The following is a 24,418-nucleotide window of genomic DNA, read 5'->3' as shown; positions in this document are numbered from 1 at the left end:
GTGCGTGATGCTGCTCTACATTTACACGGTCATAATGATCGAGTCGTGGCTCGATTTCTGGCTCACGTCAGCCCAACGTCTCGCCCCAGCATGCTGCCCGTGCTGGGGTCTCTCTTTCGGAGACTGACTTGGAGTCCTGGCAGCCTGTCGGTCGTGATTGAAGCAAGACAGTCCGTCACCCTTTCGCCAGCTATCGCGAGCGCACCCAGTGCCTTTTATGACTAACCCGCACACCGCAAGCAGCGCGGGCGCGCTGGCGAAAGTCTCACAGGCATGCCACCCGAACCGGTTGGCACACACGCGGCTCTCCTAGAAGAGCGCGTATGCGTGCAGCGATCTTCCGCGCCTCCTTCGGCCCGAGGTTGGGTTTCAAGCTGTCGAGTATGCCTAGCACTGCCTGAGCCTCCTCGGCATTAAACGAGTTATCAGCCGTCGAGGCAGGTCACCCGTATCGTCCCACTCTTCGATTTCAGGCGAAAATGAAACGGAAACCTCATTAACGGTGTCGGTCCCAACGATTGCAATCGCTTCCTGCCCGAGCGGAGATTCGGCGTTCGGAATGATCGAGTAGTAAAGCCCGACATTGTCGGAACGGAACTTGAGGGTGCCGTTGCCGACACGGGCCAGCGGCCGTGAGACGTCGTGCGCCCACAGCGCTGCCACGTCTGGGTCTTCCTGGAGGTGTGAGTCAAAAGCGCCGCGCGCGAAGCGCTCCTCGAAGGCACCCGCAATGATCGCGGGCTGATTCCACGAGATCGCGTAGCCGGTGATAGCTTGCTCACCCATTGCGAGAAGCCGCTTTCATTCGTCGCCCACGCTTGTCGATCTCAAGCTTTCGCGCAAAGTAAATCGCAGAGTCAGACCGCTCAACATGTCGCTTCTCGCCAGGCAACTTGACGAGGCGGCGACGTTTGGGGCGAGCGGAGTTTGCATCTGTCTTCTCAAGGGCGCGATTATCAAACATACCCCGCCTCCCTGGCTTCGCGCACAAATCGCGGAATCTGCCCGTCACGCGGGTCTCCGAGGAATCCAAGCGAGAGTGGGGTCAGCGACGTCCAGGCGACGTCCTCGGCCTCGAACTGGTTACGCAAATCATCATAATCCGCGCGTGCCGACGCCAGCACATCAAGAGCTTTCGCGACGGCAGCAACACGCCGCGCGTATTCCGGCTTGGCGATCTGACAGACAGCCTGGCTCGCCGGAGTTTTCGCATCGCTCAACCTACGTCCAACGATTTCAATAGCGATCTCGACGTCGGCCAGCTTTGCGCGAATATCCGTCGCCTGCTTGCCCAACATCGGGGCGCTGTCGGCCTCATCGCCCAACAATTCAGCTATGCGCGGCGAAACGCGCGGGCCTTTATCACCGGCCGCGTCGATCTGCTTCTGTACATCGCGCAATTCGCCGTTGACTTTGGATTGCAGCGCGTGAAGATCGGCCCTCTTCTGTACCAGGGCGGCAAATTCCGGGCTTGCTTCCGCCAGTGACGGAATGCGGTATTCTGCCGTGTCTTTCTTCTTAAGCAATGCCATCAAAACAAATCCTTCATCAAATTCACGAACGCCTCACCCTTCACCAGGCCAGCGATGCGATGCGGTGCCTGTTGGTGAGAAGCGAGCGTGCCGGGCAACACGAAACGAATTACGATGCCTTCTGGCGTATGTACCGATAGCTCGCGCCAGCCGTGGACGAACTCAAAGCGGTGGCCGCGAACGTCCTCGACGGCGTCGGACGCCCCGCCGATAGCGATCTCGGATTTCACTTCCAGGTACTCCAGCGCCGATCGCGGGATAGAGTCCGGAGCATCGGCCGAGAGCATCGCACCGCCGGGAGTCATTGCGCTATAGGCGCGAGCATGGTCCACGGCTTCATGAAGTTTCGGCGCCGACATCAGCGTTGACAGTAGAGTGCAGACGTCGCGCTGCCCTAGTACCCGGAATCAGAGCTGAGTGATACGGCGGCCTTTGAAACGGCGTTGACGGACCTTTTTCTTGGTCCAGACGAAGGGCTCGGCTCTGTCGTTGTATGCGTTGACGTAGGCATCGATGTGTTCCTGAAGCTGCTTGAGGCTCGTGAAGGAGGTGCCGCTGAGCGACTGCCCCTGCAAGATGGAAAACCATACTTCGACCTGATTGAGCCATGACGCACTTGTCGGCGTGAAATGAAATTGCACGTTGGGGTGGGCCTTGAGCCAGTCCTCGTTCTTTTTATGGGTGTTGAGGTTGTCGAGGATGACGTGAAGCTTGCGGTTCGGAAAAGCCGCGGTGACGCTGTTCATGAAATCGAGAAACTCGACGCGGCGCCGGCGTTTTGAATGGGTCGCGATGATCTTTCCGGTGGCGACTTCGAGCGCCGCAAACAATGTTGTGGTGCCATGCCGCTTGTAATCGTGGCTTTGGCCGGTCAAGGCGCGGCCATTGGGCAACTTCAGATAACCCTGCGCTCGCTCCAAAGCCTGGATCGAGGGCTTCTCGTCCACGCACAGCACAATGGCCTTCGCCGGCGGCGCGACATAGAGGCCGACAACATCGGCGGCTTTGGCCGTAAAGTTCGGGTCGTTGCTCTCGCACCAGGACTTGCGAGCCACCAGGTCAATCTTGTGGCTGCGCAGGAACCGCCAGACATATTGGACATCGACATCGCCCAGCGCCTCGGCCAGCAGGGGGCCGGTCCAGCGCGCAAACCCTTGCGGTGGCGGCTTATCCAGCAGCTTCAGAATCCGCTTGTCGGTCGTCTTCGTATAGATCGGCTGCTTGCCAGGCCGCGGCTTGTCTTGCAGCCCTTCAAGGCCATGGTCGGCATAGCGATGCCGCCAAAGGCTGACAATCCGCGGCTGGACCCCAACTTCCTTGGCGATCGACCGGGTGCTGCGCCCATCCGCCGCCAACAGAACTATCCGCGCCCGCTTCAAATCGCGCTGCAACGTCACCGGTGAGCGACAGCACGCCTCAAGCACCTTGCGATCTTTCCTCGAAAGGTGGACTTCTCTTGCTTCGGGTATCATCCCGACCTTGAATCACGACTCACGTTCCAAGAAAAGTGGGTACTAGTTCTGGGGCAACGCCCGGCGCGCCAACGGGAAGCTGTCCGGCCTCCTGTAGCCGCCGGCTGATGCCGTTGGTGCGGCTTCGCGGAAAGCCGATATGTGTCTCGATTGCGTCGAGCACGCGATTGAGTGTGGCCGTGGTGGCCCTATCATCCTTTCAGGATTGGGAATTGCGATTGGTGGGCTAAATAAAAAGCCGACAGGCGGCCTCACGGCTCAAGGCCGGAAAAAAGGACGCCGGTTTAGGCCGGCGCCGAAGTGCGCGTCACGTCGAGATGTTCAGCAACACCTACAACTCAATACGGTCCGAGTTCAGGGCGGGGACGCCTCTACCTGTTGGCGGTTAGTTCAAAAAAAGTCACACCGAGCCGGCGCCCGTCCCGCCACACGACCGAGCAATTGAAATCGAGTTCCAGGCTCGGAATGTGCAGACCGAAGGCGGCGAATGGTGCGTCCGGAGTTTGGACGACTGCCGAAGAAGCCGTGAGGTGGCGGACCTTGCAGCGCATGGGAGCACCGTCAACCAAGATCTGCTCCGCACGGACATTGCATCGCCGCTCGTTCGCCACCGTCTCGCCGTTCCCCTGCTATAGCGAGGTAGGTATTGATCGGCGATTCCAGCCTCAAATGAGGCTGGACCATGGTTTCATTGCTAGGCCGCTAGCTTTTTCTCCAGCGAGGCCACCGCCGCCAAGGCCAGATCCTGCGCCTTGACTGCCCTGCGCTCTTCGGCCTTGCCATTGCCCCAGCCGTTTGCAGCGGCAATCTCGCGTGCGGTTAGGCCGTCGAGAGAATCCTCCAGCACCGGAAAGTGTTCGCCAAGGTTCGCTCTGATCTTCGGCGCGTCCAGGGCGGCGATAAGGGCGTCCTCGGGTCCGCTGGCAGGGCCGACGAAGCTGCCGGGTGTCGCGGTGACGTTGCGGTGCTGGCGATAACCCATGAACTCAGTGCCACGGGCGATGCCGGTCGGGCACCGTTCGGCAGGCGCCAGGCCGGCATTGCTGCGAGCCGCGGCAAACGTCGCGCGAGAGCCCAGCCCGGCGCGATCTATCTCCACCCGGCGGTTGTCATTGCAGGCACATAGGCTTTGCGCCCAATGGGCCCCGCGCATCCGTCGATAGTCCTCGCCCTCGCTGCCCCGCTCGCGATATGTCGACGCCACAGGAAACCCACCACTACCGATAATGGAAAGGTGCCGCTGATTGTCCGCCTCCCGCTCCTCATCGGACTTGCGGCGCCCGCCCTTCACCTGTCGGAACAACTCCGCAGCGTCGTGCCAACGGTTGTCGCCACCTAGCCATTGCGTGACCTGGCCGCGAGCATCGAGGCGCAAGCGTGCCCGCATCGGCGTATCAAGCTCAGCGGCAGTGATAGGGCCATAGCCACCGCGGGCGCGGATCGCGTTTTTTGCGGCAAGCCGCACCATTTCGTCGGTCTTCTGAGAGTTCACCCAGTGCCCCAGCCTGATGCCTCAGTTGCTGCTGCAGGCGTAGCGCCGTCAAGCCGCCGATGAGGCCGAGCCCGAGGACGCCGGTCGCGAGCACGACGGCAACAAGGCGCATGGCGATAGACGAGGGGAAACTCGGAATCCCGGACGGAACGGCCCAACGACGCCAGCGGGGCGGCGCCCTCGATGCCTCTGCCATATCCGGGTCAGTCGCCACCACCGCCAGCACCCTGAACTTATGGGGGCCGGTCAATGTCGCTCATTGAGGCCCCTTCCAGGCACCAACCTTAGGCGAGTGGAATACCCAAAATCGTCAATTTGATCGTCTATTTGTGGCCGGTTAATTAGCAAATGGTTTTTTTAAACCGTCAGATTTTGTGCTTTTCACTTTCTGTCCGCCACGGATGATTCCAAAAGGCACGGCGTTGCGACAACAGATGGTTTAGGTTTCTTTGCCAGATTGCGCACCTCGTGCTTCGAAGGGGTTTGCCATGGCATTTTCGAGGATAACGGCGGCAATTTTGGGCCTCTGCCTTGCGGGGGTGAATGCCGCTAGCGCCGAAACACGCAGGCTCGACATCGTCGGGACCGGAGACGGCATCGATGTCCTGCGCGTCATCGCCGCGAGCTTCATGCAGCAGGAAGGATCGCCACAGATCGAGGTCCCGCCGAGCATCGGTTCTGGCGGAGGCATCGCGGCCGTGGGGTCCGGCAAGGCGATCTTAGGGCGCGTCGCACGCCGCCTGACCGACGCCGAAGCGGCGTCCGGCATCGTCTACAAGGAGATCGCCCGCCTGCCCTCGGCTTTCATCGTCCATCCCGGCTGTGGAGTGAGTGCCGTCACAAGCGATCAGCTCGTTGCGATCTATTCGGGCCGCCTCGCGAATTGGAAGGAGCTTGGCGGCGCCGATATGCGCATCCGCGTCGTGCGGCGCGAGGACCAGGACAGCACTCTCACCGTGCTACGGGCCAGCATGCCCGGCTGGCATGATCTCGAGATCACCGAGAAATCGAAGACGGCGACGACCACACAGGAAGCGATCGAGACGGTTCGCGATGTTCAAGGCGCGATCGGCTTCGGCCCCTTCTCGCGGCCGTTGGAACAGGGGCTCACAGTGCTTCGCGTGAACGGCCACTATCCGACCGACGCGGATTATCCCTCGAGCGCGGTGCTGGCGCTGATCTATTTAAGCACGTTGCAGGATCCGGACGCCTTGGCCTTTCTACGCTTTGCCGATACCCAGAAGGCGGCCGACGTCATCACCAGCCTCGGTAGTCTGCCCGTCAAGCCGTGAGCCGCCGGCGCTGCTAAGCTCGGCATCGGCTCACAGACCGGGGCGATGAGGCTGCTCCCGGCTTCGCCATAGACGGGTGATCTTGTCCATCAGCGATGGGGTTTGAGAGCTCGGCAGGAAAGGATCGGCGTAGCATTGCGCATTGGCCGAGCGTGCCTTGTTCTTCACGATATCGACGAGACCAACGGGGCCGGCGACGTAGACCGTATCCTCCAGCCCGAGCAGGGGCAGGTAGTGCGATGGGCGCCCAGGCCTGATCGGTAGGGTAGATCCGACCTCCGTCGTCGCAATGACGTCGCGGACACCGTCGTCGATCAGCCACTGCAACGAGGGAAGCATATAGAGGTTATCGGCATCCCGGCTGCCGGCGACGACCGCCATCTCGCGGTTGCGCTGGGTCGAGCGCGCCGAGCGGGCCAGCGCCCAGATCGGGGCCCAGCCTGCTCCGCCGGCGACCAGCACCAGCGGCCCCTGGCCCTGTCGTAGATAGGCCTGTCCGAAGGGGCCTTGCACATGTGCCGCATGGCCGGGCCTGATGGCCTTGCCGATCTGCCCCGACACCGTGCCGTCAGGCAGGCGCCGGATGTGGAAGACGAGTTCGACTTGCTTGAAGGAGCCATCGAGTCTGAAGGTCGGGCTGAACTCGCGCGCAGGATAGCCGGAAAACTTGACGCGCACATATTGGCCCGGCCGAAACTCGAGCGGCGCTGAGGTCGTCAGCACGACTTCGGCGATCTCTGGCGAGAGCTCGTTGATCTCGGTAACGGCGCACGCCCGCTTCATCGGTAGCGGCAATTCTTCGAATTCGATCTCCGCATCGCCTGCGACCGCGGCCTGGCAGGCGAGCACAGTGCGGCCATGGCCCGAGCCGCCGTCATCGACCGAGCCCGAAACGACCGTCACCCGGCAGCTCTGACATTGTCCCGATCTGCAGTCGTGTGGAATGAGGATCGAGCCGCCGAGCGCCGCGTCGATCAGGCTTTCGCCGGCGCGGGCTTCGACGAGCTTGCCGTTGAGGACGAGCCGACAATGAGTCTTCATCGCGAGGCCTCTGGGCGTCGCGAATTTCTGCGAGCAGGCCGCTGCTCGCCGCGCCGGAATGCGATGCGCGGTTGAGGGCGAAGCGATGCTTCAGCGCAGCCGCGCCGTAGTGGCCTCCGGTCGAGCACATCGCTCCCCATGAGACGCCTAGTTCTGCGTGACGACACGCACCGGGCGGTTATGGCTCGCATGCCGCGTCTGTGCATGGTCGAAGACAGCGACCCACATGTAGAGATCGTGGGCTGGCACGAAGGCTTTGTCATATCTGCCATCGCTTTTCATGTTGCGCGTCAGCTCGAGCGTCCAATGTCCGTTGCTCCATTTTGAAACCCCGGTGACATTGGCCCGCTCTCCTTCGTTGTCGCCGGCAATAATCACGCCGGGCAGGATCGTGCCAACGGGAATCCTCGCGTCGGCCTCTGGAGTGTAGGGTTCGCTCTCCCCGTCGAACATGTACTAGCGGCCGTTCTCGTCGTCGCTGCTGTCGGGATTAAGATCGAATTTGCTGAGGGCTGCGACCTGCGCCTTCCAATCCTTGGGAAGCCGCAGAACCGTGACGGGCCCCTTGTCGTTCCTGTGGATGAACTTGAAGTTATACGAATAAAGAGCGCGACCAGGCTTGTTCCAATAGCCGCCTTGGTAGCGGGCATCGTAATTTTGCTCGTCCAAGGTCGGGGCGTAGGGCGGGCCGATATATTGGCTGTCGACACGCCCGAGCATGCCCCCGCGCGACGCCTTCCACTGCCACATGTCTATGTAGCTGGCATCCGTCGTGTAGTGGAAGCCCCGGCCGTTGATCGGCATCGGCTTGCCGGGCAGCGGATTGGCGCCCAGATCCGTCGCGCCTGCGCCGCCGAGCGATGGATTATCCGAGAAAATGACCGCCAGTTTATCCTCGTAGAAGTCGACGGCGTCTTGCAGGCCCGCACGCTCGTCGAGGACGTGCCAGCCGTCCTCTTTCTTGATGATCGGAATGCGGCGCAGGGAGCGCGTGGGATCCTCCCAGCGGAAGGCGAAATAGATCTTCTGCCCGTCGTGCAGGGCGCGCACCTCCACGAGCGATTCGCCCGATCCGCCGAGATTGGCACCCTGCTGCGTGCGGATGAAGACGGGGCGCGCGCGCGACCAGGCGGGATCGCCCATGGCGCCGTCCAGCTTGGGCGCGTCGCTCACCCGCGCGACGACGAGCGTATCGCGCGTCGCCCAGTCGAGCCCGGCGACGCCGCACGCGACTGCCACCCCGATTGCAGCGGCGACGAGAAGAGGCCTCGGCCGCACGGCCTTCGTGATCGCGAGCGGCGCCGGCCGAAACACGCGGAAAATCTGCTGCCAGCCGGCATAGAGAAAATGCGCGACGACATGCGCGAAGATATAGACGAGCGCGACGAAGGCGGCGGTCGAGTGGAGATAGGCCAACCAGCCGCCATAGCCGAGATACATCATCACGCCCGTCCCCGTGAGGAAGATCACGAGCGCATAGACGAACCGGTGCAGGATGATGTTGACGGCTCCCCATTTGAGGCGAGCCGGAGCGCGCATCGCGAGGATCCGCGTCTTCTTGGGGCTGTTGCGCTCGACGAGGCCGCTGCGCGCGAGGTAGGCGACGTAGGCCGTCCCGCAGAAGAAGACGGCGAGTCCCGCGAGGAAGTGCCAGGAAAAGATCTCGCCCTGCGGCAGGACCGGAGCGAGCCATTTCGAGAAGGGGGCGCGCAGCGCGTCCGCTGCGATGCGTATGCCGGTAACGAGGCTTACGACGAACGCGAGCGCGGTCGCCCAATGGAGCGTTATCGTCCCGACATCCGTGCGTGGCGGGCTTTCGCCAGTCTTTGTTTGAGCGAGGCTTCTCTTGGTCAAGGCGTCGGCGTTCGTTCGAGCGGTGACATTGTCCATTGATAAAGCCTACCCACGGTAAATCGGCAGAGCTACAGCGCCCGCTTTCTCCCAGAAAAGCGGACAGCTGCGAACAAGCTATCTCCGCGATATCATAAGCAAGTTATCAAGTCTGGCGAGATTGCTCGTTTCGCGACAATTCGTCCCCGGTCGGCCGTCCCTTGGACATTCGAGAAGGCGTGAGCACCACGAGGTTTCTGCTGGTGGGCAGTTTTGCTCCCCCTCGGTGACACCCTGCTGGTCGAAGGCGATCAGGCGGCTGTTGGCGATGGCAACGCGGTGGGTGTAGCGCGACAGATCGGCGAGCATGGCCTCGGGCCCGCCGAACGGCCGCTTTGCGTGGACGACCCACTCCGCTTGCGCAGTGGCGCCAGAAAGGCTGCGAGGCATTGAGATTTGGCGAGATGGGCGTGGTCGCCGAAGAAGCTAAGGCGGCGGATCGCTAAACCACGTCCATCATAAACTCGGCGGAAACCGTTGGGGGACGTAGGTAGCCTTCGGTGAGCCGATCCTCCCAGCCGCTTGAATTTGTATAACAATTTCAATTATATACGAGATCGCGGTTTGTTCTGAATGGCGGGCCATTTGCGGTGGTAAGTTGTCCCATGCGTCCTATCGATCGTCTGTCCTCCTGCCTCGTCCTGTTCCTTGCAATCGCAGCCGTTCCGGTCGCTCCCGTGCGCGCGGCCGAAACCTGCCCGTTCATCAGCGCCCAGGAGCTCGCCCGTGCGATGCCGGCGCTCAAATGGTCGCTGATTTCAAATCAGGACGGTCGCGGCTGCCTCTACCAGGCCGGGCGCGGTGACACGATGATGTTGACCGTGTTCCGCAATCCCGACAAGGACCGCGCCAGGGAATTGTACGCGACCTTCGTCAAGACGCTCGGCGAGCGCATGCCGCTGAACGCAGTCGCCGGGATCGGCGAGGAAGGCCAGGGCGGCACGAGCGCCGCCGGCGCGCAGCGCCAGGAGGCCTCGGTCGTCGCCTTGTCCGGCGACTACATCCTGCAGATCAGCGTCTATCCGATCGGCCGGCGTGCCGACGATGCGCTGCTCGGGCCGATCACGGAAGCCGCGCGCGTTGCCATCGGCAACGTCAGCAAGAGCAGCGAGCGGTTCGGCAATTGCGAGTGGCTCACGGCCGCGGATGCCGACGGGTTTCTCGACAAGGGCACGCTGACGGTCCAGCGGACCGGCGCGGGCAGCTGCATGATGTTCGATCGCGAGGCCAACACCATGACCGTCGCGATGATCGCGATCTCGCGCGACACCGTCATCAGCATGATGAAGCGCGCGGGCCCGTGCCAACACGTGGCGATACCCGAGCTCGGCAGTGAAGCGTTCGGCGAGCATTCCTGCACCAAGGGCAACGGCAACGCCGTCAACATCTATGTCTGGAAGAACGGCAGGCAGGCTTCGATCCTGTTCGCGCCGGTCAAGCCGCATCCGGAGTCCGGCTCGGTCGAGCGCCTGAAGGCGGTCGCCGGGCGAGTCTATGGAAAACTGTAACGGCGCCGCGCGACAGCACCGGCGCCCGTGGCTCGGCCGGATAGAGCGTTAGACGACGAATCCGGCATTACGTCATTAGGTGATAGTGCATTTAAGAACTGGCCGTGGCGCGCCATTTCCGCTTCGTTCGCGATGCCGCCAACCAATTGTGGCCTTTGCTGCGCTTGCCTTGGCCTACGGGATCCTTGCCACAACGTTGGGCCGGTTTTTCTCGAGCCAGGCGACGGCCTCGGGTCCATCGACGACGCACTCGAAGGTTTCCCAGGTCGGGTCCTCCAGGGATTCCGATTGCAGTCGCTTCGCCGCATACTCAACGAGGTCGTGCAAGCCTTCGTATCCACGTCGGTGCTCGAGGGATTCTGCAATCGCCGTGCTGGTCCATCCTCGTCGAGCCAAATCGATGATGCTCGGAGCATCAGCCTCGTTGAACCACGGTGTGGCATCGAACTCGATACAGCGGACATTGTCGGCGGTATGGCACGTGGCGTGAATCATTGGATTCCTCCCTCTAGGCTTTGACAAGGTCCCCCAACAAGTTGGCCGCGACCATCAGCTTGGCGAGCGTCAGGCCGCCGGCGGCAATCTCCTCGACCGCGCGGCGGATGCGCGTCGCCTCGGGATGAGCCGCAAGCCAGGTCTCCACAGCCTGCTGGCCGGATTGGCCGGTTGCCAGCATATCCGCGGTCAGGCGTCTTTCGGCCGCCGCGATCAGTTCGACGGCGCGGTCGATGGCCAGGCGTTCGAAATGATCGCTGACCGGCACGCTGCGCGCGGCGGCGATGATGCGGTCGAGACGGAAATTGGCCTCAGTGGCAAAGAACGTCGCAGTGGCATCGCGGATGCTGCGGCTGGTGCGCTCGGCGACCGTCACGATGTCAGGCGCCGAGACCAGGGCGTCGAGGTCCGCCAATTCGCCGGCGAGGCCGGTCGGGACGCCGGCATCGGTCAGCTCCTGCCGGCGCTTGCCGCGCGCGGCTTGCAGGTCCGGCGGCAGGGCGTCGTCGAGGGAGGCTGCGATCTCGCGGACGGCAGGGCCAAACCGGGCGTTGATCGCGCTCAGCCCATCCTTGAAATCGACATTGCGCACATACCAGACCATGCGGGAGAGCAGGAGATCCTGGATCGTCGCGTAGAGGCTGAGCTGCAACTGCCCGTCGATACGTGTGTCGAGCGCGTCGATCGCGTCGTTGAGTCGCCTGAGCTCGTAGATCGCGTCCACCGCCACCTGCGCCATGACGATGGTCGAGATATCGGCGTCGGTCTCGTCGGTCAGGCGCACGATGCAGGCCGGGCCCCCGCGGTTGATCACGGCATTGACGAGACTGGTCGCGATGATCTCGCGTCGGAGGCGATGGTGCTCGACCGCGGTCGGGAATTTCTCGAGAACCTCGCGCGGAAAATACAGTGACAGTCTGCGGGCGAGATAAGGATCATCCGGCACGCCGGTGAGGAGCAGGTCTTCGTAGAGTGTCAGCTTGGCGTAGGCGAGCAATACGGCGAGCTCCGGCCGTGTCAGGGCCTGGCCGCGCCTCGTGCGCTCGGCGATCGCTGCATCGTCGGGCAGGAATTCCACGGCACGGCTGAGCAGGTGACGCTGCTCGAGCGACTGCATCAGGCGGGTGAGGAAGCCGGTCTCGGCCACGCCCTTGCGTTCGGCAAGCGAGAGCGCCAGCGTCTGGAGGTAGTTGTTGCGCAGCACCAGCGTGCCGACTTCATCGGTCATCGCGGCGAGCAGGGTGTTGCGGTCAGCCGGGCTGAGGCGTCCCTCGCGCTCGGGGCGCGCCAATGCAATCTTGATGTTGACCTCGACGTCGGAGGTATTCACGCCGGCGGAATTGTCGATCGCGTCGGTGTTGAGCTTGACGCCCGTCTGCGCCGCTTCGATGCGGCCGCGCTGGGTGACGCCGAGATTGGCGCCTTCGCCGATCACCCTGGCGCGAACCTCGGTCCCGGTGATGCGGATCGGATCATTGGCGCGGTCGCCGGCCTGATCGTCGCTCTCCGCCGACGCCCGGATGTAGGTGCCGATGCCGCCGAACCACAGCAAGTCCGCGCGCGCCTTCAGGATCGCCGTCATCACCTCGAACGGTGTGGCCTGCTCCTTGTCGAGATCGAGCAGGGTGCGCACTTCCGGTGCCAGTGGGATCGCCTTGAGCGTGCGCGAGAACACGCCGCCGCCCTGCGAGATCAGCGTCTTGTTGTAGTCCTGCCAGCTCGATCGCGGCAGGTCGAACAGGCGCTTGCGTTCGGCGAAGCTGATCGAGGGATCAGGCGAGGGATCGATGAAGATGTCGCGGTGATCGAATGCCGCCACGAGCTTTGTCGCCGGCGAGAGCAGCATGCCATTGCCGAAAACGTCGCCGGACATGTCGCCGATGCCGATCACGGTGAAAGGCATGGTCTGAATGTCGGTGCCGAGCTCGCGGAAGTGGCGCTTGACCGCTTCCCAGGCGCCGCGCGCCGTGATCCCCATCTTCTTGTGGTCGTAGCCCTGGCTGCCGCCGGAGGCGAAGGCATCGCCGAGCCAATGGTTCTTCTCGGCCGAAATCGCATTGGCGATGTCGGAGAAGGTGGCGGTGCCCTTGTCGGCGGCGACGACGAGGTAGGGGTCGTCGCCGTCATGCCGCACGGTCAAGTCGGGCGGCACGACGACGTCGCCGTCGAGATTGTCGGTGAGTTCGAGCAGCGAGCGAACGAAGATGCGATAGGCTTCGGTGCCCTCCGCGAGCCACGCCTCGCGATCGGAGGGCGGCGGCAGCCGCTTGGGCACGAAGCCGCCCTTGGCGCCGACCGGCACGATCACGGCGTTCTTGACCTGCTGCGCTTTCACCAGGCCGAGGATCTCGGTGCGGAAATCCTGCGGCCGATCGGACCAGCGCAAGCCACCGCGCGCAACCTTGCCGAAGCGCAGGTGAATGCCTTCGACGCGGGTTGAATAGACAAAAATCTCATAGAGTGGTCGGGGAGGGGGCAGGTCCTCGATCTTGCGCGCGTCGAACTTGAAGGAGATCACCGGACGCGGATGTCCGTCCCGGCCGACCTGCCATAAATTGGTGCGGATGGTCGACTGCACCAGATTGGTGAAGCGGCGCAGGATGCGGTCTTCATCGAGCGAGGCGACGGATTTGAGCTGCTCCTCGATCTCGGCAAGCAGAGTTGTCTCGCGCGCCGAACGCTCGCGATCGGTCAGGACGAGGCGCGGATCGCGGCGGGCCTGGAACAGCGCGACGAGGTTGGCTGTGATCGCGGCGTTCTTGCGCAAGGTCTCCCACATATAGTCCTGGGTGAACGGAGCGCGGATCTGGTGCAAATAGCGCGACAGCGCCCGGATGGTCGAGACTTCCCGCCAGCCCAGGGCCGTGCGCAGGATCAGGGCGTTGTATCCGTCGGATTCGGCGCGATCGGTGACCACCGCCATGATTGAGGCTTCCAGGCGATGGCTGAATTCCCGGTTGATCTCGATCGGCTGGCCGTCGCTGGTCTCGATCGTCATGTCGTGCAGCCATACCGGCTCGGGCCTGTTGCCGGGCACGATCTGATAGGTGCGTTCGTCGACCACGCGCAGGCCGTGATTTTCGATCACCGGCACGCGATAGGACAGCGACAGCGGCGCGGCATCCGAGAACACCTTCAGGCCGAAGCGCCTGGGATCGTCCTCCTCGAAGCGGTGAACCGAAATCGTCACCGGGCGGGCCGGGGTGAGCTTCTCGATGGTGGCGATATCGGCGATCGCCTGTTCCGCCCTGGACACCTCGGTATAGCCGCCGGTAAAGGCCTGGGCATAGCGATTGGCGAGCATGCGCGCCCGCATGCCATCGGTCGACGCAGCCAGCGCGGCCTTCAGCTTGTCGGCCCAGGTCGCGGCAATGGCGCTGATCCCGGCTTCCAGCGCGGCGCGCTCGACGGCGGGAGTCTTACCTTCATAACGTCCGATGATGTAGTGGACGCGCGCCAATGCTCCTTCGGGGAAGGATACGTAGGAGGCCGACAGCGTCCCCCGGTAGGCCTGCGCCAGGAAGTTGGCGACGCGCGTGCGCACGTCGGTGTCGTATTTGTCGCGTGGAATGAAGACCAGGATGGAGACGAAGCGATCGAACTTGTCGACCCGGGCCAGCGCCCGGACGCGGGGGCGCTCATAGAGGATCAAAATCTCCATGACGAAATTGAAGAGGGTGTCGACATCGACCTGGAATAGCTCGTCGCGCGGATATTCCTCGAGCATATGCATCAAGGCCTTGCCCGAATGGCTGTTCGGGTCGAAGCCGGCGCGCTGGAGCACCCGTGTCACCTTGTGGCGGATATAGGGGATCTGTCGTGCCGAGCGCGTATACGCGCCCGAGGTGAACAGGCCGACGACACGCAATTCGCCCTCGAACCGGCCGTCGGGCGCATAGAGCTTGATGCCGACATAATCCATCCGGATGCGGCGATGAACCCGGCTGTTCACATTGGCCTTGATGACGATCAGCAGGGTCGGCTCGCGCATGAACTCGCGAATTTCCGATGTCATCACCACCATTTCGTTGCCGCGGCGCAGGACCTTCGCATCGGGATCGCGCAGGATGCCGAGGCCCTCGGCGGTCGTGATGTCGTCCGACCCATCGCTGTCGGGCGAGAAGCGATATTCGCGCACGCCGAGAAAGGTGAAATTGTCGGCGCATAGCCATTGCAGGAACTGGTTGGCCTCGGCGACCTCGTCGATCGGCAGCGGCGGCGGATTGGACGAGAAAGTCTTGATCGCGTCCTCGACCCGGTCGCGCATGGCGCGCCAGTCGACGACGCAGGCGCGCACGTCGCTCAACGTCCTGGTGAGGCCGTCAATCAGCCTGTCGCGGTCGGCGTCGGCGTCCAGGCGGGTGATGTGGAGGTGAATCAGGCTCTCTCGCGCGCCCTTTGCTCCCTCCGGGAGGGCTTCACCGTAGAAGTGCAGCAGCTTGCCCTGGTCATCGCGCTCCACCGCGATGATGGGATGAGCGACGAGGGTGACTTCGATGCCCTGCTCGGCGATTTCCGCCATAGTGGAATCGAACAGGAAGGGCATGTTGTCGTTGAGAATTTCGAGCACGGAAATCTCGCGCCCATCCGGCATCATCGGATTGACGATGCGGATATCGGCACGACCGGCCGTGCGCCGCTGCACGTGCTCCCAGGCTTGCTCCGCCAGGAGGGCAAGCGAGGAGGCATCGTAGTTGGCGAGATCCTCGCTATTGGTGTAGCCGAACAGAAGCTCGGCAAAGGTCCGGGGCGCCTTGCCCGGCTGCACGCTTTGCGCCGCGTCGTGGATCAGAGTTGCCCGGGCCTTGTCGTCGCGCCATGCCATAGCGTCCTCCATATCCCGGCCGACGAACCGCAAGTGCGGTCAGGCGTTGTTTTTGGAGTGCGTCTCTTCGCGCGCCATCGTCTCGACCGTATTTCAATCGCGTCGGTCTTGCGGCCTTCACGATACTAGCATCCCGAAGCCGCCATGGCGCGCAGAGTTATGAGGCGTGCTTAAGGCCGAAATCGGCGGCGAGCATCGCTGCGCTGCGAGCGCTTGCAAAATCACAAGGAGTTTCAATTGTGTAGGAGTTCGTGGCTTGGTTCTGGATGGCGCGGTCGCCCAGTACTCATCTGCGAACCCGGCCTCGTTTCGGCTGGCCAACACCGCCTTTTCGAGCAAATCTCTACTGCCCGTGATCCCGATCGAGGTGTCGTCGATTCGTCGGAGATCGGGTGGTCGGCTGACGGCAGGCCGGCGGAGCCGACCTGCCGAAACCGAGAAGCCCGCCGCGGCGGTGTTGCCGCCGCGAGAACGGGCGCGATCCTTATTACTTTTTGTCGCCCATGTGGTGCGGCGACGACCACCGGACGCGCCGTCCTTCGAAACGCCGACCGTCTCCTTCTTGCCCATGTGGTGGGGGACCTCGGTCTTTGGACCACCGCTGTAATGATGGCCGTTCTTTTCCTTGTCGGTGGTCTGCGCCATCGCCGGCACCGCCAACAGGGAAACGATGCCGATCGCAGCCAAGAGCTTCTTCGTGATCATGTCCATTCTCCCGGATTATGGAAACTCCATCATGAAGCCTAGCCGGGCTTTCCGCTTTGAGGAATCGCAAGCAATGAACACTTGATAATCCTGTCGCGACCGCGGCTTTGGTTGACCTGAATCAACTCGCATCAGGCGGCGATCGTCACAATCCATCTAAACGCCAGATCTCAGGAGGACTAACGATGCGAAGCCCCCCGCTTGCGGCAGCTTTGCTGCTCACGATCCTCGGCAATCCCTCGTTCGCGCAATCGCCTGCCGAGCACCAGGGGCATCATCCTGACCAGAAGGAGGCGCCGGCAGCCAAGGCGCCCGCGGCTCCGGAGCCGCCGCGCGGCACCGGACCGTCCCAGGGCATGACCAGCGGCGGCATGATGAACATGATGGGCGGCAACATGCCGATGTCGGACATGATGCGGATGATGGGCATGATGCGACAGTCCGGCGACGGCATGGAGATGATCGATCGCGTGGAGGGGCGGATCGCTTTCCTCCGGACCGAGCTCAAGATCACGGACGCCCAGGCGCCGGCCTGGAACGCGTTTGCAGACGCGCTGCGCGCGAATGCCAAGGCCCTCGGCGAGCTGCGGACCTCGATGATGTCACAGGCCGGCTCCGAGCCTTTGGTAGACCGGCTGACCTGGCAGGAGAAATGGCTGTCCGCGCGGCTCGAAGCTACCCGCGCGATGAAATCCGCGTTGACCAATCTCGTCGGCAGCTTTTCCGATGAGCAGAAGAAGACCGCCGACGAGCTGCTCGCGCCGCAGATGGGCATGATGCCGGCGATGCGGGGCGGAGGCATGATGGGCATGGGAATGCAGCCCGGCAAGCCGATGCAGTGAGGCCCTGCGGGACTCGTGCCGTTGATCTGCGTCAACAATGATGGCAGCCGCGCCTCTAAGCTATCAAGCGCCATAGGAGCGTGCAGATGTCGGTGCAGGATCATTCCGGGTATCGAGAGCGCCCTCGAGAGGGCTTGTCGGTCAAGGCCAAGGCCGGCCTGGTCCTGGTGGGATTTCTGGTCATCGCGGGCGCACTCCTGTTCACCGAGCACAGGGCCCACGTGCTCGGATTGTTGATCTGGCTTCCGCTTCTCGCCTGTCCGCTGATGCACCTCTTCATGCATGGCGGACACGGTCACCACCATGGCGGTGGCCGCCCCAACGATCCAAGGAGCGCGTGATGCACGACACCGCGCCCGCCTACGGTCTCTGGAGCCTCGTCATCGTCAATTCGGTGGTCTTCATCCTGTTCGCCTACAGCTTCTTCAAGCCGCAGACCGCCCGCGACTGGCGCTCCTTCGGCGCCTTCAGCGCATTTTTGGTGGCGCTGTTCGTGGAGATGTACGGCTTCCCGCTCACCATTTACTTCCTTTCGGGATGGCTGCAGTCGCACTACCCGAACGTCGATTGGTTCTCCCATGACGCCGGGCACTTGCTCGAGATGATGTTCGGCTGGAAGACCAATCCGCACGCCGGACCGTTCCACATCCTGAGCTTCATCTTCATCGGCGCGGGCTTCGTCCTGATTTCCGCGGCCTGGAGGGTGCTGTACGATGCCCAGCAGACCCGAAGCCTCGCCACAAGCGGGCCTTACAGCTACGTTCGCCACCCCCAATACGTCGGCTTCATCATGGTGATGTTCGGCTTCCTGCTGCAATGGCCGACGATCCTGACGCTCGCGATGTTCCCGGTGCTGACCGTGATGTACGTCAGGCTGGCTCACACGGAGGAGCAGGATGCCCGAGCAGAATTCGGAGACGCCTATGTCAGATATGCGGCCGATGTGCCGGGATTCATTCCGAAGTTGAGCCGGGTCTTTGGCACTGAGTCCACTGGAGGATATCGGCATGGTTAGCCGGCGGGCGGTCGGCGCTCTGCTCGGAGGCCTCTGGCTGGCCGGTTGCTTGATCGGCATAGCGACCGCTGCGGACACCGACCTCTCAAAAACGGCAGGAGGAGTGACGGTCTACCTGGGCATCGTGCCGGCCGAGATCGTGAAGGGCCTCCCGTCGGGCTCCACCACCGAACGACCGATGCACGGGCGCACCCCAAAGGGGCCGCATGAATATCACGTCGTTGCCGCCGTCTTTGATGCAGCAAGCGGCGCGCGTATTTCTGATGCCGTCGTGACTGCGGAAGTATCAGGATTGGGCTTGTCCGGCGCCAAGAAGAAGCTTGAGCCAATGCAGATCTCGGGCACCACGACCTATGGCGGCTTCTTCGACCTTCCCGGATTTGATCTCTACACCGTGAAGCTCACTGTCGAGCGCACCGGCGCGAGTCCGGCTGCCCTGCAATTCAAGTACGACCATCGCCGGTAGACCGGTCCTTATGGTGCGGAAAAGGGCTGACCGCCTCTGTTTCGATTGGTTACACCGATGTTTGATCTTGTCCTTTCGCAGCTTGACAATCGCGATGACGTGGAGGTCATCGAGCGCAAGGGAGCCGGTCACCCGGACACGATCTGCGATGCCCTTGCCGAGACGCTGTCCCGCAATCTCTGTCGCGAGTACCTGCGCAGATTCGGCCATGTGCTGCACTACAATGTCGACAAAGCGCTACTGTGCGGCGGCAGGGCAATGCCTACCTTCAACGGCGGAAAGGTGACCGATCCGATCAGAATCCTCCTGGCAGGACGGGCCGTTACCAACGTCGGAAACGAAGCGATTCCAGTCGAGGACATTGCCATCGAGGGCTCAAGGGCCTGGCTGAAGGCCAATCTCCATGCGCTGGACGCCGATCGTCACGTCCGTATCGAGGCCCTGGTTCATCAGGGCTCGCAGGACCTGCAATCGCTGTTCTCTCGGGGGAGCGCAAGGCAAATTCCGCTTGCCAACGATACGTCTTTCGGAGTTGGTCACGCACCGCTCAGTGCGCTCGAACGCCTCGTGCTCGCAATCGAACAGGGAATTCACGGCCGCGATCGCGCGCGTGACCATCCGGCTTGGGGTGAAGACATCAAAATCATGGCTGTCCGAAGCGGAGAGGGCGTCAAGCTGACAATCGCCTGCGCCATGATCGGGCGGTTTCTTAACGACATGGACAGCTATCTGCAACAAAAGGCGGCGCTCGCCGAGTACGTCCGTGAACGCGCAAGCGAGCACGGATTTAGGGATTGCGAGGTGGCCGTCAACGCTGCTGATGATGCGGCGTCCGATAGCATCTATCTGACCGTGACCGGCACCTCAGCGGAGGCTGGCGACGACGGGCAGGTCGGTCGGGGCAATCGCGTCAATGGCCTGATCACACCTTGGCGGCCGATGAGCTTGGAGGCTGCCGCCGGCAAGAACCCCGTTAGCCACGTCGGCAAGATCTACAACATCTTGGCAAAGCGAGTAGCTGAGACATTGGTCAGCGCCATTCCGGAGGTCTCCGCAGCGCAGTGCCTCATCGTCAGCCGGATCGGTGCGCCGGTGTCCATGCCGGATCTCGTTCATCTCAGGCTGGCGACGAAGGACGGCGTTCCCCCGGAGGAGCTAAGAGAGCGAGGTGCGGAGATTGTATCGGATCACCTTGGCAGGATCCCGGAACTGGTCGGCGAGCTCGTCGCCGGAGCAACTCATGTCTACTGAGCGTCTGTTTTGAGAAAACCGAGCGAATTCAGCGAGCTGCCTGATCTAAATCAATCCAGGGGAGCCTCAAAGGCGGAGAGTGACTGCTTACACTGTTTGAGACGCAATGACCCAATCCGTCTTCACAGCCACGGCTCTGACCAAGACCTACGTCTCCGGCGAGGTGGCGGTCCATGCCCTCAACAATGTCGATCTTGAGATCGCTGAGCGAGAAGTTGTCGTGCTGCTCGGCCCCTCCGGCAGCGGCAAGACGACCCTGCTCAACATCATGGGCGGTCTCGACCGGCCGAGCAGCGGCAGGCTGTTCTTCCGGGATATCGACCTGACCGATCTCGAAGACCGCGAGCTCACGAAGTATCGCCGCGACCACGTCGGTTTCGTCTTCCAGTTCTACAATCTGGTGCCGAGCCTCACCGCCTACGAAAACGTGGCGTTGGTCACCGAGGTGGCCAAAAATCCGATGCGGCCGGCCGACGCCCTCGCTCTGGTCGGGCTCGAGGAGCGGATGCATCACTTTCCGGCGCAGCTATCCGGTGGCGAGCAGCAGCGCGTGGCCATAGCCCGCGCGATCGCGAAACGCCCGGCGGTGCTGCTCTGCGACGAGCCGACCGGGGCGCTGGATTCGAAGACCGGCATTCGCGTGATCGAAGCGCTGCTCGGCGTCAACCGACAGCTCGGCACCACGACAATTATCATCACGCACAACGCCAGCATCCAGCAAGTCGCCGACAGGGTGCTGTTCTTCGCCGACGGCCGCATCTCCAGGATCCAGAGGAACGAGACCCGTCGCGAAGCGGCCGAACTCATCTGGTGACCGCATGAAGGCACTCGACATCAAGCTGTTCCGGGACGTCAGGCGGATGTGGGCGCAGGTCCTCGCCATCGCGCTGGTCGTCGGAGGCGGCGTCGCCACACTGGTGCTCGCCGTCGGCTCGCATCGTTCTCTGGAAGAGACGCGGATCGCGTACTACGAACGCTACGGCTTCGGCGACGTGTTCGCCCAGGCGAAGCGCGCACCCAGGGCGCTCGCCGACACAATCGCGGACATTCCCGGTGTCGCCGCCGTCGACACGCGCATCGCGAAGCTCGCGCTGCTCGACATCCCCGGATTTTCCGAACCGGCCAGCGGGCAGTTCGTATCCCTACCTGACAACGCCGAGCCGCACCTCAATCGGCTGTACATCCGTTCTGGACGGCTTCCGGAGCCGGGGCGGACAGAGGAGGTCGTCGTCAACGAGCCGTTCGCGCGGGCGCATGGGTTCTCCGAAGGGGCGCGGTTCTCGGCCATTCTGAACGGCAAGAAGCGTGAGCTCGTCATCGTCGGCACGGCCCTGTCCCCCGAGTTCGTTTACACCGTCGGCCCGGGCGACCTGATGCCGGACGACCGCCGCTTCGCCATCGTCTGGATGTCGGAGAAGGCGCTCGCAGGCGTCTACGATCTCGACGGCGCCTTTTCGGCAGTTTCGGTCAAGCTGCAGCCCGGCGCCGCCGAGCGCGAGGTCATCTTGCAGCTGGATGCCTTGCTCGATCCCTACGGCGGCCAGGCGGCCCACGGGCGGAAGGACCAGACCTCGCACGCCTGGCTCGATCATGAACTCGACATGCTCAACAACATGAGCCGCACGCTGCCGCCGATCTTCCTTCTGGTATCCGCGTTCCTGGTCAATCTCACCCTCAGCCGGCTGGTCGCTCTGGAGCGCGAGCAGATCGGCCTCCTGAAGGCATTGGGCTACACGGACGGCAGCATCGTTCTGCACTATTTCAAGTTCGTCGCCATGATCGTGGCGGCGGGAATCGTCCTGGGCAGCATCGTCGGGACCTTACTGGGACTGCGCGTCACGGGGCTGTTCGGCGACTTCTTCCACTTCCCGTTCCTGGTGTTCGCGAAGGCGCCGGATCTGTATGTGATCGCCGGCGCGCTCAGCGCTGCCGCCGCGGCGATCGGCGCGTTGCGGGCGCTGCGCGAAGTCGTGAAGCTGGCGCCCGCAGTCGCCATGCAACCGCCGGCCCCTCCGGTGTACCGGCGGCTGCTCCCGGCGAGCATTCAGCTCGACGAAGTCGTGTCGCAGCCGACGCTGATGATGATCCGCAACATCGCGCGACACCCGGTCCGGGCCGCGTTCACGGCGCTTGGGATGGCGCTGGCCACCGCGATCCTGGTCGTCTCGCTGTTTACCCGGGACACGATGGAGCAACTGATCGACGTGACCTACTTCCTCGCCGACCGGCAGGACGCGACCATCGGTTTCGCGGAGAAGCGGATCGAGAACGTCGTGGAGCAGGTGAACCGGCTGCCCGGCGTTCTCGCCGCCGAGCCGTTCCGCGAGGTGCCCGTCCGGATCCGCCATGGCAACGTCGAGCGCCGGATCACGATCAGCGGCCGGCCCGCCGGTGCCGACCTGAGGCGCATCATCGACGTCGACCTCCGGCCGGTCGCGCTTCCGGAGACCGGCCTCGCGATCTCCGGCATGCTCGGCCACATCCTTGGGGTCGCGGCCGGCGATACCGTCGAGCTCGATCTGCTCGAAGGCGCCCGACGTACCGTCACGATGCCGATCGTGGCGACCGTCGAGGACTATTTCGGCATCAGGGGCATGATGGATATCGACGCACTTCGGCAGGTCATGCGCGAGGCCCCGGTCGTCACCAGCGTCAACCTCAGCCTCGACGAGAACCGGAAGGAGGACTTCTACGCGGCCGTGAAGTCCATGCCGACGGTCGCCGGTGTGGCGCTGCAGCGCGTCTCGCTCGCGAACTTCCGCAAGACCGTCGCGCTACTCATCACCACGATGGCGAGCATCTACACCGGGCTCGCCGCCGTGATCGCGTTCGGCGTCGTCTACAACAACGCCCGGATCTCGCTGTCGGAGCGGGCGCGGGAATTGGCGAGCCTGCGCGTCCTCGGCTTCACGCGCGGCGAGGTTCTGCGCATCCTCCTGCTTGAGCTCGCCATCCTGACGCTGGTCGCCCAGCCGCCCGGGTGGGCGATGGGCTACGGGCTCGCGTGGGTCATGAAGACGAACCTGGCCGGAGAACTGATGCGCGTCCGCCTTGTCGTCGAGCATTCGACCTACGTCTTCGCCACGTCCGTGGTGGTGCTGGCCGCTGTCGCCTCCGCGGTGGTCATCCGCGAACGCATCGATAAACTGGACCTCGTGGCGGTCCTCAAGACGCGAGACTAGCCATGTCGGCAAACTGGACCAAACGTATCATCGGTGCTGCGGCCCTGGCCGGGATCGCGGGCGGACTGGCGTGGTTCGCATGGCCCCGGCCGGTTCTGGTCGATCTCGCGACCGTCGCGAAAGGCCCGATCGAAGTCACGGCGGACGACGACGGCAAGACGCGCGTCCGCCACGTCTACACCGTCTCGGCGCCCATCGCAGGCAAGGTCCTGAGGATTTCGCATCCGTTCGGCGAGCAGGGGCCGTCGCTTCACGTCGGCGACGAGGTCGTCGCCAACCAGACCGTCATCGCCTTGATGCAGCCGACACTGCCGGGCTTCATCGACGTGCGCTCCCGCGACCAGCTTCAGGCGGAAGTTGCGGCCGCGGACGCAGCCATCCAGCAACAGGAAGCCGAGGTACAGCGGATCGGAGCGGCGCTGGACTTTTCCAGGACCGAGTTCCAGCGGGCGCAGACGCTGTTGCGGACGCAGTCCACCTCGGCCCAGGCCTTCGATAAGGCGAAGTTCGACGTAGCCACGAACGAGGCCGCCTTGGCGAGCGCCAAGGCTCAGGTCGACATGCGGCGTGCGGTACGCACCAGCCTGGCTGCCCGGTTGATGGATCCAGCCAACGCTGCCCCGTCGGCGGAGCCGACCTGTTGCGTCCGGGTACTCGCGCCGGCGAGCGGACGGGTGCTGAAGATCGTCCAGGACAGCGAGGCGACGGTCCTGCCAGGGACGCCGCTAGTCGATATCGGCAACCCGCTCGATCTGGAGGTCGTGGCCGACCTGCTCTCGACCGACGCCGTGCAGATCAAGGTTGGCGCGCCCGTCCGGATCGACGGCTGGGGCGGGCCCTCGATCAAGGGCAAGGTCGTGCGCGTGGACCCCGCAGGCTTCCTGAAGGTGTCGGCGCTAGGCATTGAGGAGCAGCGGGTACGGGTGACGATCGATTTCGTGGATCCGCCCGAAGTGTGGTCCCAGCTTGGCCACGACTACCGGGTGGTCGTCCATGTGACCACCTGGAGCGCCACCGATGCATTGACCATCCCGGTGAGCGCCTTGTTCCGAAAAGGTGACCAGTGGGCCGTTTTTGCCGACGAGAATGGACATGCCCGGCTCGAGCCGATCCAGATCGGTCACCGCAATAAACACGTGGCTGAGGTGATCTCTGGACTGGCTGTCGGCGATCGGGTCGTAGTGCATCCGAGCGATCGGATTGTGAGTGGCGGGAGAATCGGACGGCGGGAGGTGCCCTGAGCTCGTGCCTTGATACCTCGTGTGGCCGCAGCCGAGCGGTCTCCGTGCTTCAGAAGGCTGGCGCCATCTGCAGTGGGTCGTGTTTGGGGGCGCCATAAGTTGTATGGTCACTTCAATAACATACGAGTTCGCAGTCTTATTCTGGATGGCGCGCCGTTCATCATCAGGC

General features: G+C 63.2%; 19 protein-coding genes and 2 pseudogenes. 10 read left to right on the top strand and 11 right to left on the bottom strand.

Annotation, left to right across the window (positions count from 1 at the left end; genetic code table 11):
• Positions 1-387: 387 nt before the first annotated feature.
• From ACFLEY_RS38315 to ACFLEY_RS38295, 5 genes are all read right to left on the bottom strand, one after another.
• The gene (locus ACFLEY_RS38315) at positions 388-786 is read right to left on the bottom strand and encodes an HK97 family phage prohead protease (RefSeq protein ID WP_082755503.1); all 399 of its coding nucleotides are present in this window, start codon (positions 784-786) and stop codon (positions 388-390) included.
• A gap of 170 nt (positions 787-956) precedes the next feature.
• Positions 957-1,532, bottom strand: a complete 576-nt coding sequence (locus tag ACFLEY_RS38310) for a hypothetical protein (protein WP_396604373.1) — start codon at positions 1,530-1,532, stop codon at positions 957-959.
• A complete protein-coding gene (locus ACFLEY_RS38305) occupies positions 1,532-1,891 on the bottom strand; it encodes a hypothetical protein (protein ID WP_396604372.1) in 360 nt (119 codons plus the stop codon). Before ACFLEY_RS38305 ends, ACFLEY_RS38310 begins: the two co-directional genes overlap by 1 nt.
• 48 nt (positions 1,892-1,939) lie before the next feature.
• Positions 1,940-3,004 (bottom strand): IS630-like element ISRj1 family transposase, encoded by a 1,065-nt coding sequence (locus tag ACFLEY_RS38300; RefSeq protein WP_026192128.1) that lies wholly within the window; start codon positions 3,002-3,004, stop codon positions 1,940-1,942.
• Between the two features lie 694 nt (positions 3,005-3,698).
• Positions 3,699-4,496, bottom strand: coding sequence for a hypothetical protein (locus ACFLEY_RS38295; protein ID WP_060908974.1), 798 nt, complete (start codon positions 4,494-4,496; stop codon positions 3,699-3,701).
• A gap of 488 nt (positions 4,497-4,984) precedes the next feature.
• On the opposite strand from ACFLEY_RS38295, the gene ACFLEY_RS38290 reads away from it, so the two are divergent.
• Positions 4,985-5,788 (top strand): substrate-binding domain-containing protein, encoded by an 804-nt coding sequence (locus tag ACFLEY_RS38290; RefSeq protein WP_060908973.1) that lies wholly within the window; start codon positions 4,985-4,987, stop codon positions 5,786-5,788.
• Between the two features lie 30 nt (positions 5,789-5,818).
• On the opposite strand, the gene ACFLEY_RS38285 is transcribed toward ACFLEY_RS38290, so the two are convergent.
• The 3 genes and pseudogenes from ACFLEY_RS38285 to ACFLEY_RS38275 form a co-directional block, all read right to left on the bottom strand.
• Positions 5,819-6,829 carry a 2Fe-2S iron-sulfur cluster-binding protein gene (locus tag ACFLEY_RS38285; protein ID WP_028175477.1) on the bottom strand — a complete coding sequence of 337 codons (1,011 nt, stop codon included), beginning with the start codon at positions 6,827-6,829 and terminating at the stop codon, positions 5,819-5,821.
• A 147-nt stretch (positions 6,830-6,976) separates the two neighbouring features.
• A pseudogene (locus ACFLEY_RS38280) lies at positions 6,977-8,719 on the bottom strand (ethylbenzene dehydrogenase-related protein).
• 225 nt (positions 8,720-8,944) lie between these two features.
• Positions 8,945-9,192 (bottom strand): annotated as a pseudogene (locus ACFLEY_RS38275) (transposase); the annotation flags it as partial.
• A 132-nt stretch (positions 9,193-9,324) separates the two neighbouring features.
• On the opposite strand from ACFLEY_RS38275, the gene ACFLEY_RS38270 reads away from it, so the two are divergent.
• Positions 9,325-10,227 carry a hypothetical protein gene (locus ACFLEY_RS38270; RefSeq protein WP_060908972.1) on the top strand — a complete coding sequence of 301 codons (903 nt, stop codon included), beginning with the start codon at positions 9,325-9,327 and terminating at the stop codon, positions 10,225-10,227.
• Between the two features lie 174 nt (positions 10,228-10,401).
• On the opposite strand, the gene ACFLEY_RS38265 is transcribed toward ACFLEY_RS38270, so the two are convergent.
• The 3 genes from ACFLEY_RS38265 to ACFLEY_RS38255 all read right to left on the bottom strand — a co-directional run bounded on the left by ACFLEY_RS38265 (position 10,402) and on the right by ACFLEY_RS38255 (position 16,252).
• Complete coding sequence (locus ACFLEY_RS38265) at positions 10,402-10,722, bottom strand: hypothetical protein (protein WP_038966087.1); 321 nt, start codon at positions 10,720-10,722, stop codon at positions 10,402-10,404.
• Between the two features lie 13 nt (positions 10,723-10,735).
• Positions 10,736-15,559, bottom strand: coding sequence for an NAD-glutamate dehydrogenase (locus tag ACFLEY_RS38260; RefSeq protein ID WP_211433664.1), 4,824 nt, complete (start codon positions 15,557-15,559; stop codon positions 10,736-10,738).
• Between the two features lie 105 nt (positions 15,560-15,664).
• Positions 15,665-16,252: a hypothetical protein gene (locus tag ACFLEY_RS38255; RefSeq protein WP_249162956.1), complete on the bottom strand. Its 588-nt coding sequence runs from the start codon at positions 16,250-16,252 to the stop codon at positions 15,665-15,667.
• Positions 16,253-16,437: 185 nt separating this feature from the next.
• Here ACFLEY_RS38255 and ACFLEY_RS38250 point away from each other — a divergent pair, with 185 nt between their 5' ends.
• From ACFLEY_RS38250 to ACFLEY_RS38215, 8 genes are all read left to right on the top strand, one after another.
• On the top strand, positions 16,438-17,094 hold the full coding sequence (locus tag ACFLEY_RS38250; RefSeq protein WP_060908970.1) for a Spy/CpxP family protein refolding chaperone: 657 nt from the start codon (positions 16,438-16,440) through the stop codon (positions 17,092-17,094).
• 86 nt (positions 17,095-17,180) lie between these two features.
• Positions 17,181-17,435 (top strand): DUF2933 domain-containing protein, encoded by a 255-nt coding sequence (locus tag ACFLEY_RS38245; RefSeq protein ID WP_060908969.1) that lies wholly within the window; start codon positions 17,181-17,183, stop codon positions 17,433-17,435.
• Positions 17,435-18,109, top strand: a complete 675-nt coding sequence (locus ACFLEY_RS38240) for an isoprenylcysteine carboxylmethyltransferase family protein (RefSeq protein WP_060908968.1) — start codon at positions 17,435-17,437, stop codon at positions 18,107-18,109. Before ACFLEY_RS38245 ends, ACFLEY_RS38240 begins: the two co-directional genes overlap by 1 nt.
• A 103-nt stretch (positions 18,110-18,212) precedes the next feature.
• Positions 18,213-18,575 (top strand): hypothetical protein, encoded by a 363-nt coding sequence (locus ACFLEY_RS38235; RefSeq protein WP_244660559.1) that lies wholly within the window; start codon positions 18,213-18,215, stop codon positions 18,573-18,575.
• Between the two features lie 57 nt (positions 18,576-18,632).
• Positions 18,633-19,826, top strand: coding sequence for a methionine adenosyltransferase (locus ACFLEY_RS38230; protein WP_060908967.1), 1,194 nt, complete (start codon positions 18,633-18,635; stop codon positions 19,824-19,826).
• A 106-nt stretch (positions 19,827-19,932) separates the two neighbouring features.
• Positions 19,933-20,640, top strand: coding sequence for an ABC transporter ATP-binding protein (locus tag ACFLEY_RS38225; RefSeq protein WP_060908966.1), 708 nt, complete (start codon positions 19,933-19,935; stop codon positions 20,638-20,640).
• 4 nt (positions 20,641-20,644) lie between these two features.
• Positions 20,645-23,008 carry an ABC transporter permease gene (locus tag ACFLEY_RS38220; protein ID WP_211433665.1) on the top strand — a complete coding sequence of 788 codons (2,364 nt, stop codon included), beginning with the start codon at positions 20,645-20,647 and terminating at the stop codon, positions 23,006-23,008.
• Positions 23,009-23,010: 2 nt separating this feature from the next.
• Positions 23,011-24,249 (top strand): efflux RND transporter periplasmic adaptor subunit, encoded by a 1,239-nt coding sequence (locus tag ACFLEY_RS38215; RefSeq protein WP_060908964.1) that lies wholly within the window; start codon positions 23,011-23,013, stop codon positions 24,247-24,249.
• Positions 24,250-24,418 lie beyond the last annotated feature (169 nt).

The organism is Bradyrhizobium sp. YCK136, assembly GCF_044570075.1.
Taxonomy (GTDB): Bacteria; Pseudomonadota; Alphaproteobacteria; order Rhizobiales; family Xanthobacteraceae; genus Bradyrhizobium; species Bradyrhizobium diazoefficiens.
This window is presented reverse-complemented; position numbering and strand designations above follow the sequence as displayed.

Bases quoted from the DNA above. Each gene is read 5' to 3' on its own strand.
- ACFLEY_RS38290 (WP_060908973.1), top strand. From the start codon at position 4,985: ATGGCATTTTCGAGGATAACGGCGGCAATTTTGGGCCTCTGCCTTGCG.
- ACFLEY_RS38310 (WP_396604373.1), bottom strand. From the start codon at position 1,532: ATGGCATTGCTTAAGAAGAAAGACACGGCAGAATACCGCATTCCGTCA.
- ACFLEY_RS38245 (WP_060908969.1), top strand. From the start codon at position 17,181: ATGTCGGTGCAGGATCATTCCGGGTATCGAGAGCGCCCTCGAGAGGGC.
- ACFLEY_RS38220 (WP_211433665.1), top strand. From the start codon at position 20,645: ATGAAGGCACTCGACATCAAGCTGTTCCGGGACGTCAGGCGGATGTGG.
- ACFLEY_RS38260 (WP_211433664.1), bottom strand. From the start codon at position 15,559: ATGGAGGACGCTATGGCATGGCGCGACGACAAGGCCCGGGCAACTCTG.
- ACFLEY_RS38265 (WP_038966087.1), bottom strand. From the start codon at position 10,722: ATGATTCACGCCACGTGCCATACCGCCGACAATGTCCGCTGTATCGAG.
- ACFLEY_RS38270 (WP_060908972.1), top strand. From the start codon at position 9,325: ATGCGTCCTATCGATCGTCTGTCCTCCTGCCTCGTCCTGTTCCTTGCA.
- ACFLEY_RS38300 (WP_026192128.1), bottom strand. From the start codon at position 3,004: ATGATACCCGAAGCAAGAGAAGTCCACCTTTCGAGGAAAGATCGCAAG.
- ACFLEY_RS38250 (WP_060908970.1), top strand. From the start codon at position 16,438: ATGCGAAGCCCCCCGCTTGCGGCAGCTTTGCTGCTCACGATCCTCGGC.
- ACFLEY_RS38285 (WP_028175477.1), bottom strand. From the start codon at position 6,829: ATGAAGACTCATTGTCGGCTCGTCCTCAACGGCAAGCTCGTCGAAGCC.
- ACFLEY_RS38255 (WP_249162956.1), bottom strand. From the start codon at position 16,252: ATGATCACGAAGAAGCTCTTGGCTGCGATCGGCATCGTTTCCCTGTTG.
- ACFLEY_RS38240 (WP_060908968.1), top strand. From the start codon at position 17,435: ATGCACGACACCGCGCCCGCCTACGGTCTCTGGAGCCTCGTCATCGTC.
- ACFLEY_RS38315 (WP_082755503.1), bottom strand. From the start codon at position 786: ATGGGTGAGCAAGCTATCACCGGCTACGCGATCTCGTGGAATCAGCCC.
- ACFLEY_RS38305 (WP_396604372.1), bottom strand. From the start codon at position 1,891: ATGTCGGCGCCGAAACTTCATGAAGCCGTGGACCATGCTCGCGCCTAT.
- ACFLEY_RS38230 (WP_060908967.1), top strand. From the start codon at position 18,633: ATGTTTGATCTTGTCCTTTCGCAGCTTGACAATCGCGATGACGTGGAG.
- ACFLEY_RS38215 (WP_060908964.1), top strand. From the start codon at position 23,011: ATGTCGGCAAACTGGACCAAACGTATCATCGGTGCTGCGGCCCTGGCC.
- ACFLEY_RS38225 (WP_060908966.1), top strand. From the start codon at position 19,933: ATGACCCAATCCGTCTTCACAGCCACGGCTCTGACCAAGACCTACGTC.